Source organism: Streptomyces sp. GbtcB7 (genome assembly GCF_019091445.1).
Lineage (GTDB): Bacteria > Actinomycetota > Actinomycetes > Streptomycetales > Streptomycetaceae > Streptomyces > Streptomyces mirabilis.
The window spans coordinates 273741-285708 of the sequence record NZ_JAGXJM010000004.1 but is presented as its reverse complement, the minus strand read 5'-3'; the positions used below and the strand labels follow the sequence as shown (position 1 = coordinate 285708).

At 70.6% G+C, this 11968-nt stretch carries 11 protein-coding genes; 5 read left to right on the top strand and 6 right to left on the bottom strand.

Features of this window, described 5'->3' with window-relative positions; all coding sequences use genetic code 11:
- Positions 1–61 precede the first annotated feature (61 nt).
- Entirely contained in the window at positions 62–493 is a 432-nt protein-coding gene (locus KVT44_RS09115; protein WP_254649135.1) for a hypothetical protein, read from the top strand.
- Positions 494–567: 74 nt separating this feature from the next.
- Positions 568–1485, top strand: a complete 918-nt coding sequence (locus KVT44_RS09110) for a spermidine synthase (protein ID WP_217566643.1) — start codon at positions 568–570, stop codon at positions 1483–1485.
- Positions 1486–1596: 111 nt separating this feature from the next.
- On the opposite strand, the gene KVT44_RS57875 is transcribed toward KVT44_RS09110, so the two are convergent.
- The gene (locus KVT44_RS57875) at positions 1597–2124 is read right to left on the bottom strand and encodes a hypothetical protein (protein ID WP_099922495.1); all 528 of its coding nucleotides are present in this window, start codon (positions 2122–2124) and stop codon (positions 1597–1599) included.
- Between the two features lie 119 nt (positions 2125–2243).
- On the opposite strand from KVT44_RS57875, the gene KVT44_RS09100 reads away from it, so the two are divergent.
- The 3 genes from KVT44_RS09100 (at position 2244) to KVT44_RS09090 (ending at position 5957) form a co-directional block, all read left to right on the top strand.
- A complete protein-coding gene (locus KVT44_RS09100) occupies positions 2244–2945 on the top strand; it encodes a response regulator transcription factor (RefSeq protein WP_099922496.1) in 702 nt (233 codons plus the stop codon).
- Positions 2942–4324 carry a HAMP domain-containing sensor histidine kinase gene (locus KVT44_RS09095; protein ID WP_217566642.1) on the top strand — a complete coding sequence of 461 codons (1383 nt, stop codon included), beginning with the start codon at positions 2942–2944 and terminating at the stop codon, positions 4322–4324. The genes KVT44_RS09100 and KVT44_RS09095 overlap by 4 nt, the downstream gene beginning before the upstream one ends.
- A 157-nt stretch (positions 4325–4481) precedes the next feature.
- A complete protein-coding gene (locus KVT44_RS09090; RefSeq protein ID WP_217566641.1) occupies positions 4482–5957 on the top strand; it encodes a cellulose binding domain-containing protein in 1476 nt (491 codons plus the stop codon).
- Between the two features lie 17 nt (positions 5958–5974).
- On the opposite strand, the gene KVT44_RS09085 is transcribed toward KVT44_RS09090, so the two are convergent.
- From KVT44_RS09085 to KVT44_RS09065, 5 genes are all read right to left on the bottom strand, one after another.
- Positions 5975–6706, bottom strand: coding sequence for a class I SAM-dependent methyltransferase (locus KVT44_RS09085; protein WP_099922499.1), 732 nt, complete (start codon positions 6704–6706; stop codon positions 5975–5977).
- Between the two features lie 324 nt (positions 6707–7030).
- Entirely contained in the window at positions 7031–8458 is a 1428-nt protein-coding gene (locus tag KVT44_RS09080; RefSeq protein WP_217566640.1) for a GH1 family beta-glucosidase, read from the bottom strand.
- A gap of 144 nt (positions 8459–8602) precedes the next feature.
- Positions 8603–9511, bottom strand: a complete 909-nt coding sequence (locus KVT44_RS09075) for a carbohydrate ABC transporter permease (RefSeq protein WP_067380947.1) — start codon at positions 9509–9511, stop codon at positions 8603–8605.
- A 12-nt stretch (positions 9512–9523) separates the two neighbouring features.
- Positions 9524–10537, bottom strand: a complete 1014-nt coding sequence (locus KVT44_RS09070) for a carbohydrate ABC transporter permease (RefSeq protein ID WP_217566775.1) — start codon at positions 10535–10537, stop codon at positions 9524–9526.
- Positions 10538–10542: 5 nt separating this feature from the next.
- A complete protein-coding gene (locus KVT44_RS09065) occupies positions 10543–11874 on the bottom strand; it encodes an ABC transporter substrate-binding protein (protein ID WP_217566639.1) in 1332 nt (443 codons plus the stop codon).
- Positions 11875–11968 lie beyond the last annotated feature (94 nt).

Below are 11968 nucleotides of genomic sequence, written 5' to 3'. Positions count from 1 at the left end.
GAGCGCACCCGAACTCCCGACCCACTCGTGCAGGAGGAGGGGTTCCGTGTTGGAGGCCGGGATGGAGAGCACCGAGTTTCGTACGCCGCTGTCGACCGCCGAGCACCGGCCGTCCCCCGAGTGCGACGCCCCACCGGAGTCGGTCGCCGACTGCGACCTCGTGACCGTTCCGGCGCGCCAGGGGCTGGAGGCGGTCGACATCCTGCGCCGCGGCGCCTGCGACTCCGTCGGGCCCGTCCTGCTCGACGACGGCTGCGACACCCTCGGTTTCCTGGTGCCGCCAGGCACCGCGGACGCCTGGGACATGCCGGGCAGCACCTGCACCCAGACCAACGGCCGCGGCCTCAGCCTGGTGGCACCCGAGCCCCCGGTCGAGGGCTCGGACTGGCTGTTGCCGCCCGGCACCGCGGACCTCGCGACCGACCCGGCCGTGCTGCGGGCGGCGCTGGGCGAGGCGGCCCGGCTGATCGAGGCCGCGGACAACTGCAGCTGACACCGGAGACACCGGGCGGCGCCCCCACGGGTTGCCGCTGCGCCGACCTCCCTGTACGCCCTGATAATGGCAGGATGGGAAGGTCGAGGAGCAAGCGGTCCGACGACGCGCGGGGCACGGCGCGTGACGCGTCGCGCGGCTCGCGCCGCGGGCAGGCGTCCGCCGACGCCGTCGTCGAGACGGTCGAGGGCGGCCTCGCCGAGCTGATACCCGACCGGGACCGCCCGCGCGCCTGGACCCTCCTCATCGACGGCGCCCCCCAGTCCCACGTCGACCTCGACGACCCCACCCATCTGAGCTTCGAGTACCAGCGCCGCCTCGGCCATGTCATCGACCTCGTGGCCCCGCCCGGCAAGCCCGTGCACGCCGTCCACCTCGGCGGCGGCGCCCTCACCCTCGCCCGCTACACCGCCGCGACCCGCCCCCGCTCCACCCAGCAGGTCGTCGAACGCGACGGGGCGCTCGTCCAACTGGTCCGCCGCGAACTCCCCCTGGACCCGAACGCCCGCATCCGCGTGCGCTCCCTGGACGCCCGCGAAGGCCTCGCCAAGGTCCCCGACGGCTGGGCGGACCTGGTGATAGCGGACGTGTTCAGCGGCGCCCGCACCCCCGCACACCTCACCTCGGTCGAGTTCCTCACCGACGTCCGCAGAACCGTCAAACCCGGTGGCCTGTACGCCGCCAACCTCGCCGACGGCCCCCCGCTGGCCCACCTGCGCGGCCAGATCGCCACCGCCGCGACCGTCTTCCCCGAGCTCGCCCTCATCGCCGACCCCACGGTCCTGCGCGGCAAACGCTTCGGCAACGCCGTCCTCGTGGCCTCCGGCCACCCCCTGCCCCTGGCCGAACTCACCCGCCGCGCCGCCTCGGACCCCCACCCGGCGAGACTCGAACACGGCAAACAGCTCACCGACTTCACCGGGGGAGCGCTGCCGGTGCTGGACGCGGCGGCGGTGGCATCCCCGGCCCCGCCGGCTTCCGTGTTCCGGTGAGTGTGACGCGCCCCAAAGGGGCGCGGGGAACTGCGCGCCCAGCCACGAACCACCCGCACCCGACCCGCAAAGCCCGCGCAGCTTAAGCCCGCGCAGCTAAAGCCCGCGCAGCTAATACGTGCCGATCTCCACCCGCGGCGGCCCGTCGTGCCACGTACAGAACACCGACACCCGATCCGCCCCCGAAGTGAACTCCACCCGAATCCACGACTCCGTCTTCCACACCTGCATCGACCACCCCGAACCCGGCGTCGCCGAGACGAGCGTCGCGGAGGTCGTGCCGAGATCGAAGACGGCCCGCCCCCCGTCGGTGTCGTAACTCTTGACCTGCCCCGCCGGTCCGGAGGCGCTCGGACTCGGGTCGGCGGAGGGCGATGTCGAGGCAACCGGCGTCGCGCTCGGCCGCGGACTCGCCGTCGGCTTCGAGGCGGAGGGGCTCGGACTCGCCGAGGGCCGACTCGTCGACGAGGCAAGCGCTTTGGCCTCCTGCGTCGTCGCCCCGCCCACCATGATGGGCAGCGCGCGCGGCGGATCGTAGGCCGTCCCCGTCATGACCGTGTGGACGCCCCACCACGACAGCGTGACCGCCGCGCCCGTGGCGAGCGACCAAGCCAGTACGTGTACGAATCCTCTGAGCATCGCCAGTCATACTGCCTCACGCGCCCCTTGGGTGTCTCCCGTGTCTCGGGACAGGACGGCGACCCGAGTTGTCCACAGGCACCGGACCGGCATCGCACAGATGGCGTACGGTGCGGCGCATGGCAAGTGTGCTCGTGGTCGAGGACGACCAGTTCGTACGCAGCGCTCTCATCCGGCATCTGACCGAAGCCGCGCACACGGTGCGCAGTGTCGGCACCGCCCTTGAGGCGCTGCGCGAGGTTGCCCATTTCTCCTTCGACGTCGTCATCCTGGACCTCGGACTGCCCGATCTGGACGGGGCCGAGGCGCTGAAGATGCTGCGCGGTATCACCGACGTCCCGGTGATCATCGCCACCGCGCGGGACGACGAGACGGAGATCGTCCGCCTGCTGAACGACGGGGCGGACGACTATCTGACCAAGCCGTTCTCGGTCGAGCACCTGTCCGCGCGGATGGCCGCCGTCCTGCGCCGCTCCCGGGCGACGGGGGATACGCCCGCGTCGCCGGTCATCCGGGTCGGCGGCCTGTCCATCGACCCGCTGCGCCGCCAGGCCGAGCTGGACGGCGCCCGACTGGACCTCACCCGGCGCGAGTTCGACCTGCTCGCGTTTCTCGCCGGGCGGCCCGGCGTCGTCGTCGCGCGCAAGGAGCTGCTCGCCGAGGTGTGGCAGCAGTCGTACGGGGACGACCAGACCATCGACGTCCATCTGTCGTGGCTGCGCCGGAAACTGGGCGAGACGGCGGCGAGGCCGCGCTATCTGCACACGCTCCGCGGGGTCGGCGTGAAGCTGGAACCACCGAGCTTGGAGCCGCCGCGATGAGGTGGGCACTGGTCAAGGTGTGCGTGGCGGTGACCACGATGGTCGTGGTGGCCTTCGCGGTCCCCCTGGGGCTCGTCATCAAGGAGATGGCCAGGGACCGCGCCTTCTCGAACGCCGAGCGGCAGGCCGCGGCCATCGCGCCCGCGCTGTCCATCACCACCGACCGGGACCAGTTGGAGCGGGTCGTCGCCTCCGCCGGCTCGGACGACGGGATGGCCGTGCACATACCGGCGAGCGACGGCGCCAAGGCGGTCGACATCGGACGGCAGCGCGCCGCCGCCAAGGACATCGCGACCACACGCAGCATCGGCCGGGCCTCCACCACCGAGGTCCCCGGCGGCTCCACCCTGCTCCAGCCCACCGCGCTGAGCTCCGGCGAGATCGCGGTCGTCGAGGTGTACGTCCCCGAGTCCGAGGTCAGCAACGGGGTCGGCACCGCCTGGGCGGTGCTCGCCGCGGTCGGGGTCGCGCTCATCGTCGGCTCGGTCGCGGTCGCCGACCGGCTGGGGGTACGCATGGTGCAGCCGGCCCAGCGGCTGGTCGAGGGTGCGCACGAGCTGGGGGAGGGGAAGCTCGGCGCGAGGGTGCCCGAGGAGGGGCCGAACGAACTGCGGCTGGCGGCGGTGGCGTTCAACTCGATGGCGGACCAGGTCGTACAACTCCTGGCGAACGAGCGGGAGCTGGCCGCTGATCTCTCGCACCGCCTGCGTACCCCGCTGACCGTGCTGCGCCTCAACACGGCCTCGCTCGGTGACGGGCCGGCCGCCGAGCAGACGCGGGCGGCGGTGGCGCAGTTGGAGCGGGAGGTCGACACGATCATCCGGACGGCCCGGGAGGCCAAGCCGCAGACGGCGGCGACAGTCATCGGCGCCGGGTGCGACGCGTCCGAGGTCGTCCGCGAGCGGATGGGCTTCTGGTCGGCGCTCGCCGAGGACGAGGGGCGCAAGGTGCGGGTCGCGGGAGTGGACCGTCCCGTACGGATACCCGTCGCCCGGGCCGACCTCGTCGCCGCGCTCGACGCACTCCTCGGGAACGTGTTCCGGCACACCCCCGAGGGCACGGCCTTCGCGGTCGACGTGCACAACAGCGAGGACGCGGTGATCGTGCTGGTGTCGGACGCGGGCCCGGGCATCGTGGACCCGGAGGCGGCGATGGCGCGCGGGAAGGGTTCCGGGAGCGACGGTTCGACCGGCCTCGGCCTGGACATCGTGCGCCGGCTCGCGGAGTCGACGGGCGGGGACGTGCGGATCGGTTCCTCGGTGCTGGGCGGCACCGAGGTGCGCATATGGATCCAGCTGGACGGGCGGGCTCCGGTGCGGCGCGGGCACCGGGGGTCCGTGCGGCGTCGTAGGCGGGGCGTGGGCGCGAGCCGGGTGTGAAGCGAATTGGTCTCTACCTTTAACCGTCCCCGATGCCTTCCTTAAGTGCACCATAAGATCGCCGACGGGCGTCCCGATCAGGCGTTTTGCCTGGTTTCGGACCGCTAGCGTGCTGCCGCACCCCACCCCCCGTGAACGGCGAAGGCAGGCACACGCGATGAGCACTACGCACCGGCGCAAGGTCAGTGGCAGGAACAAGGCGATAGGCGGGATCGTCGCCGCGGCCGTGGTCGGTGGTGGCGCCTTCCTGTTCTCCGGGACCGCGCTGGCGGCCGGCGTCGGTGCCGCGTACACCAAGACCAGTGACTGGTCGACGGGTTACACCGCGCAGTACGTCATCACCAACGACACCGGCCAGGCGAAGGGGGACTGGACGCTGGAGTTCGACCTGCCGTCGGGTGCCAGTCTCAGCTCGCTGTGGAACGGAACGTCGACGGTGAGCGGGCAGCACGTCACCGTCAAGCCGCCGTCCTGGGACAAGGACGGGCTGGCGGCCGGCGAGTCGGTCACCGTCGGCTTCGTCGTGAACGGCACCGCGGACCCGAAGGGCTGTGTCATCGACGGCGCCAAGTGCTCCGTGGACGACGGCGCGACGCCGGAGCCGAGCGGCCGCCCGACCCAGTCGCCGACCCCGACTCCGACACCCACCGCCACTCGGCCCCCCACGTCGACCCCGACCCCCACGTCCACCCCCACTCCTACTCCCTCCGCCTCGCAGACCACCGGCAGTGGCACGACGACCGGCGCGGGCTTCGCGCCGTACGTCGACACCTCCCTCTACCCGGCCTTCGACCTGGTCGGCAGCGCCACGGCCACCGGTGTGAAGGACTACAACCTGGCCTTCATCACCGACGGCGGCGGCTGTACGCCGAAGTGGGGCGGGGTGACCGACCTCGCCAGTGACGGCGTGGCGTCGCAGATCGGCGCGCTGCGGGCGAAGGGCGGCGACGTCCGGGTGTCCTTCGGCGGCGCCTCGGGCTCGGAGCTGGCGACGACCTGCTCGTCGGCGGACGCGCTGGCGGCGGCGTACGGGAAGGCCGTGGACGCGTACAACCTGACCAAGGTCGACTTCGACGTCGAGGGCGGCGCGCTGCCGAACACGACCGCGAACACGAACCGGGCGAAGGCGATCGCGAAGCTCCAGCAGGAACACCCGAACCTGGACGTGTCCTTCACCCTCCCGGTCATGCCCGAGGGCCTGACCCAGGACGGCGTGAACCTGCTCTCCAACGCCAAGTCGAACGGCGTGAAGATGTCCGCGGTCAACATCATGGCGATGGACTACGGCCCCTCGTACAACGGTGACATGGGCACCTACGCCGAGCAGGCCGCCACCGCCACCCAGGCCCAGGTGAAGAGTGTCCTCGGGCTGTCGGACAGCGCGGCGTGGAAGTCCGTCGCCATCACCCCGATGATCGGGGTCAACGACGTCGCCGCCGAGACCTTCAAGGTCGACGACGCGACCCAACTGGTCGACTTCGCCAAGTCGAAGGGCCTCGGCTGGCTCTCCATGTGGTCCGCCACCCGCGACAAGCAGTGCCCGGGCGGTGCGAAGAACTCCGCCGACGCGACCTGCAGCTCGGTCGTGCAGGACGCGGGCGCGTTCTCGAAGGCGTTCGGCGCGTACAAGTAGCCGACCCCGCCAGGGGGTCACCCGTCGCGGCGGAACAGGGCCGTCCAGAGGAAGGGCTCACCGAAGAGCCCGGACTCGGGCGGCTCGTCGCGCATGCGGCGCAGTTCGACCTCGGTCAGGTCGGAGAAGATCCAGCGCAGGGACTCCGGTGTGTAGGCGAGTCCGCCGTGCAGTGCGGACTGCCGGTAGAAGGCCTCGTCGGGGAGTTCGCAGCCCATCGCGCCGGCGGCGAAGCAGGTGAGGGCGAGGTGGCCGCCCGGGGCGAGGACGCGGTCGAGCAGGGCGAGGTAGCTGATGCGGCGGTGCGGCGGCAGATGGTGGAAGCAGCCCGAGTCGTGGACGAGGTCGTACGGGCCGCCCCAGTCGCGGTCGGTGAGCGCGAACGCGTCACCGCAGTGGAAGCGGATCTCGGCCCCGGCCTCGCGGGCACGGTCCTGCGCCCAGGCGATGGCCGTCGGGGAGAGGTCGACCGCGTCCACCTGGAAGCCCGCGGCGGCCAGATGAAGGGCGTTGCGCCCCGGCCCGCAGCCCAGATCGAGGGCGCGGCCCGGAGCGATCAGGTTCTTGTCGAGGTATCCGACCAGGTTCTCGTCCGGCTTCGCGACGAAGAACGGTACGGGCTTGGAGCGGTCGGCGTAGAAGCCGTCCCACCAGGCGGCGCCACCCGCCGTCCACCGATCGGCCCCCGGCGCGAACAGGCCGTCCAGCAGCTTCAGCACATCGTCGACGGTGCGTATGTTCCGGTCCATACGGTCCCCTTCCAGGATGGGGGAACGGTAGGCCCGAAGGCCATGAAAGGCCAGGTCAGGGCGGTTTCCCGGAGAGGCGTGGAGGGGCTTTGCAGGACCCGGGACGACAGCCCGCACCCACCTCGCCGGAGGTGCGCCGCACGGTCGCCCAGGCCCCCTTCGGCAGGCGCGCCGGGGGCATTCCCGAAGGCGCCGGGGCCGCTTTCTGGGAAGAAGCGGACTCGACCGCGTCGGGGGCGCGGCACCCCTCAGGTGCCGCGCCCCCTCCCCCGCTTCCCCCGGACAGAAGGACTCTGTGGCCCGCTCGCCCCAGGGCCGAGTGGCCTACTCGGCGCCGGCCGGCGGCAGGGAACCCGTTCGTGCCACCTGCCCGTACCAGTGCGCGCTGGACTTGGGTGTACGGGCCAGGGTCGCGTAGTCGACGTACACCGCCCCGAACCGCTTGTCGTAGCCGTACGCCCACTCGAAGTTGTCCATCAGGGACCAGAGGTAGTAGCCCCGCACGTCCGCGCCGTCGGCGATCGCGCCGCGCACCGCCGCCAGATGGCCGTGCAGGTACGCGATGCGCTCGGGGTCGTGGACGCGGCCCTCCGGGTCCGGCTTGTCGTCGTAGGCCGCGCCGTTCTCCGTGATGTACAGCGGCAGACCCGGGGCCTCCCGCGAGTAGCGCATGATCAGGTCGTGCAGGCCGGTCGGGTCGATCGTCCAGCCCATCTCCGTGCGCTCGCCGGGGGTCTGGTGGAACGCGACATCGTCCGCACCCGGCCACGGCGAGTACGCACTCGCCCCGTGCCCGTCCGCGCGGGGCCCGTCCGCCGACTTCTCCGCCGCCGACACCAGCGCCGGGGTGTAGTAGTTCAGACCGAGCGCGTCGAGCGGCTGCTTGATCACCGCGAGGTCGCCGTCCAGGACGTACGACCAGTCCGTGATCGAGGAGGTCTCCGCGAACAGGCCCTCCGGGTAGGCGCCGTGCAGCATCGGGCCGTGGAAGACGCCGTTGGCCAGGTTGTCGATGCGCCGGACCGCCGCCAGGTCCGCCGGGGACGGGGAAAGGGGCCTGACCACCGACGAGTTCAGGCTGACCGCGACCGTGTTGCGGGCCGGCATCGCGGACCTCAGCGCGGTGGTGCCCAGGCCGTGCGCCAGGTTCAGGTGGTGGGCGGCCTTGAGCGAGGCCGCCGCGTCCGTACGGCCCGGCGCGTGCACACCCGAGCCGTAGCCCAGGAACGCGCTGCACCACGGCTCGTTCAGGGTGATCCACTGCTCCACACGGTCGCCCAGCGCCTCGCCCACGATCTGCGCGTACTCGGCGAAACGAAACGCCGTGTCGCGCGCAGGCCAGCCGCCCGCGTCCTCCAGCTCCTGCGGGAGGTCCCAGTGGTAGAGGGTGATGGCCGGCTTGATGCCGTGCGAGAGCAGCTCGTCGACGAGGTTGCGGTAGAAGTCCAGGCCGCGTTGGACCGCGGGACCGCGGCCCGTCGGCTGCACCCGGGACCAGGAGACCGAGAAGCGGTACGCGGACAGGCCCAGCTCCGCCATCAGCGCCACGTCGTCTCGGAAGCGGTGGTAGTGGTCGACAGCGATGTCACCGGTCTCACCACCGGCCGTCTTGCCGGGCGTGTGGCTGAAGGTGTCCCAGATGGAGGGCGTACGGCCGTCCTCCCGTACCGCACCCTCGATCTGGTACGCGGAGGTCGCCGCGCCCCAGAGGAAGGCGGGGGGAAAGGTCACGGGCGATGCGGACTCAGGCATGGAAGCGCTCCCATAGGAGGTCGTGGAGACCGACAGTAAGAAGAAGAGGGGGAGGGGCGAGGGGGAGAGAAGAGGGAGGGAAGAGGGGGAGGAGGGGCCGGGGCGGCGATGGCCCGGCTCCCCTTCTCCCACCGGCGAACGAGGTCAGCCCTTGACGGCGCCCTGCATGATGCCGCCGACGATCTGCTTGCCGAACAGGGCGAAGACGAAGAGCAGCGGCAGCGTGCCGAGCAGCGCGCCCGCCATGATCAGGGACTGGTCGGGAGTGAAACCGCGGCCGAGGCCCGCGACCGCGACCTGCACGGTCGGGTTACCGGTCTGGGTGAGCACCAGGAACGGCCACAGGAAGTCGTTCCACGTCTGCACGAACACCAGCATGCCGAGCACCGCCATGGCGGGCCGGGCGGCCGGGAACACCACGTGCCAGATCACCCGCCAGCTGCTCGCGCCGTCGACACGGGCCGCCTCGATCAGCTCGTCCGGCAGCGCCTGGATCAGGTACTGCCGCATGAAGAACACCCCGAACGCGCTCACCAGCGACGGGAAGATCACCGCCTGGAGCTGGTCCGTCCAGTCGAGCTTGGCGACCATCATGTAGAGCGGGATCACGCTGAGCTGCGGCGGCACCATCATCGTGCCGACGACGATCAGCATGAGGGCGCCCCGGCCCTTGAAGCGCAGCTTGGCGAAGGCGAACCCGGCGAGCGTCGACAGGAAGACCACCGTCACCGCCGAAACACCCGCCACGAACGTGGTGTTGACGAAGGCCTCGCCCAGGTTGGCCTCCGTCCAGGCGACGTCGAGATTGTGGAAGAGGTTCGAGCCGAACCAGAAGGGCGGCGGGGACTGCGCCAGCCGGTTGGTGTCGCGGGAGGCGGCGATCGCGGTCCACACCAGCGGGCCCAGCGAGCCGATCGTGAACAGCGCGAGGATGACGTACGCGAGGGGTCCCGCGTGCATCTGCCCGCCCGCGCGCGCCGACTTGGGGCGCCGCAGACGCTTCGGCGGTTCGGGTACCGCGTCCGCCGGGGGTTTCGTCAGGGTCGTCGTCACGGCCGGTTCTCCTTAACTACTGGCGCGCAGCCGGCGCGAGATGACGTAATTGACGATCCCGATCGCGATGAGGATCAGGAACATCGTCCAGGCGATCGCGGAGGCGCGGCCCAGGTGCTGGTTCACCCAGCCCTGCTCGTAGAGGTACAGGCCGAGTGTCTGGAACTGGTGCTCGGCGCCGCCGGAGGCGCCCTTGTTGGCGTCGAACAGCAGCGGCTCGCCGAAGACCTGGCTCGCGCCGATGGTCGAGACGACGACCGTGAACAGGATCGTCGGTCGCAGCGACGGCAGGGTCACGTGGAAGAACTGCTGCCAGCGGTTGGCCCCGTCGAGGGCCGCCGACTCGTACAGGTCCTGCGGGATCGCCTGCATCGCCGCCAGGTAGATCAGCGCGTTGTAGCCGGTCCAGCGCCAGATGACGATCGTCGAGACGGCGATCTGCGAGGGCCACTTGTCGTTCTGCCAGTCGATCTTGTCGAAGCCGATGGCGTGCAGCGCCCAGTTGATCATGCCGTAGTCACGGCCGAACAACAGCACGAACACGAGCGAGGCGGAGGCGATCGACGTCGCGTACGGCGCGAGCATCATGACCCGGTAGAAGATCGAGCCGCGCAGCTTGTAGTTGAGGATGTGGGCGAGGCCCATCGCCATCAACAGCTGCGGGACGGTCGAGATGATCCCGATGGTCAGGGTGTTCTTCGCCGCGTTCCAGAAGAAGTCGTCGTCGAAGATACGGGTGTAGTTGCGCAGCCCCGCCCACTGCATGTCGGTGGGTGCCGTCAGCTCCACCGTGTGCAGCGAGGCCCAGCCCGTGTAGATCAGCGGGAACAGGCCGAACGCGAGGAACAGCAGGAAGAACGGGGAGACGAACGCGTACGGGCTCCACCGTATGTCCCGCTGCCAGCGGCGGGACAGCCGGTTGCGGCGCCGCTGTTCCTTCTCGTCGGGTACGGCGGCGGGCGGACGGCCCGGGGCCGCGCCCCCCTCCTCGGTGGGGGGCGCGGCGGTGTCGTGCCGGGTGGCCATACCGGTCACTTCTCCAGGTTGTTGTCGATGGTCTTGGTGGCCGTCTTCCAGGCCTCCGCGGCCGACTTGCCCTTCGTGACGAGGATGACGCCGTTGTCGGTCAGACCCTGCTGGATGATCTGGTCCTTCGGGCCGATCACCTGGGTCGGGATGGCCTTGGCGGCCTCGGCGAAGACGGTGCCGATCGGGGTGTCACCGGTCATCGTGTTCTTCGCGCCGGTCACCAGGGGCAGGTTGTAGGCACCGGGTGCGCTGGGGAAGCTGCCCTGCACGCTGAACAGCTTGGCCTGCTGGGCGGGCGCGGTCAGCCAGGTGACCAGCTTCTCCGCCTCCGTGACGTGCTTGCCGTTCTTGGGCACGGCCAGGAAGGTGCCGCCCCAGTTGCCGGACTTGGGCGCGGCGGCCACGTCCCACTTGCCGGCGGCCTCCGGCTTCGACTTGCCCTTGAGGTAGCCGAGCATCCACGGCGGGCAGGCCACCGCGGCGAACTTGCTGTTGGCGATCGTCGTGTCCCAGGCAGGCTGGAACTGCGTCTGGGCGCCGACCAGTCCCTCCGAGGCGGCCTTCGCGGTCAGGTCGAAGGCGGACTTGATGGCCGGGTTCGTCTTGTAGATGACCTTGCCGGAGGAGTCGTAGAACTTCTCCTGGTTGCTGCTGATGATCGCGTTGAGCAGACCACCGGGGGAGTCCATGAAGGTGGTGCCGCTGGGCGCCTTCTTCTTGTACGTCTCGCCCGCGGCGACCAGCTTGTTCCAGTCGCCCGCCCACAGCTGCCCGACCTTGTCGCGGTCGGTGGGCAGGCCGGCCTGCTGGAAGAGGTCCTTGCGGTAGCAGATCGCCATCGGGCCGATGTCGGTGCCGAGTCCGATCGTCTGGCCGTCCTGGGTCGTGGCCTGCTGCCACTTCCAGTCCAGCCAGTTGGTCTTGCTCACGCCCGAGACCTTGGACAGGTCGACGAGCTTGCTCGCCTGGGTCTGCACGACCTCGGCGATGTTGCCGACTTCGACGGCCTGGACGTCCTGCAGGCCGCTGTTGGTGGTGAGGTGGTTGACGAGCGCCGGATAGTAGTTCTCGTTGCGCTCGACGACGTTCTCGGCGATCTTGATGTTCGGGTTGAGCTTCTCGTACTCGGCGTAGAGACCGGCCTCCTTGAACCCCTGAGTGCCGAAGAGACCCAAGGTGATCGTGGTCTTGCCCTTGCCTCCGCCCGTGTCGCTGCTGCTCCCATCGCTGCTTCCACCACTGTCGTCGGCACAGCCGGCCAGCAGCCCTGTGGTCAGCGCGGCGACGGCCGCGAGGGCCCCCAGACTGCGGGACCGACGGGTGATCGTGCGCATTGCGTCCTCCTGTTGCCTGACGTGCCGACCCCCCGGCCAACTGCACTGTTGGGCCCGTTTTTTCTCGCTGCGGCTCGGGCGGGGAACGTGCGGG

Coding starts and splice junctions, on each gene's coding strand:
- KVT44_RS09115 (WP_254649135.1), top strand. CDS start 62: ATGGAGAGCACCGAGTTTCGTACGCCGCTGTCGACCGCCGAGCACCGG.
- KVT44_RS09110 (WP_217566643.1), top strand. CDS start 568: ATGGGAAGGTCGAGGAGCAAGCGGTCCGACGACGCGCGGGGCACGGCG.
- KVT44_RS57875 (WP_099922495.1), bottom strand. CDS start 2,124: ATGCTCAGAGGATTCGTACACGTACTGGCTTGGTCGCTCGCCACGGGC.
- KVT44_RS09100 (WP_099922496.1), top strand. CDS start 2,244: ATGGCAAGTGTGCTCGTGGTCGAGGACGACCAGTTCGTACGCAGCGCT.
- KVT44_RS09095 (WP_217566642.1), top strand. CDS start 2,942: ATGAGGTGGGCACTGGTCAAGGTGTGCGTGGCGGTGACCACGATGGTC.
- KVT44_RS09090 (WP_217566641.1), top strand. CDS start 4,482: ATGAGCACTACGCACCGGCGCAAGGTCAGTGGCAGGAACAAGGCGATA.
- KVT44_RS09085 (WP_099922499.1), bottom strand. CDS start 6,706: ATGGACCGGAACATACGCACCGTCGACGATGTGCTGAAGCTGCTGGAC.
- KVT44_RS09080 (WP_217566640.1), bottom strand. CDS start 8,458: ATGCCTGAGTCCGCATCGCCCGTGACCTTTCCCCCCGCCTTCCTCTGG.
- KVT44_RS09070 (WP_217566775.1), bottom strand. CDS start 10,537: ATGGCCACCCGGCACGACACCGCCGCGCCCCCCACCGAGGAGGGGGGC.
- KVT44_RS09065 (WP_217566639.1), bottom strand. CDS start 11,874: ATGCGCACGATCACCCGTCGGTCCCGCAGTCTGGGGGCCCTCGCGGCC.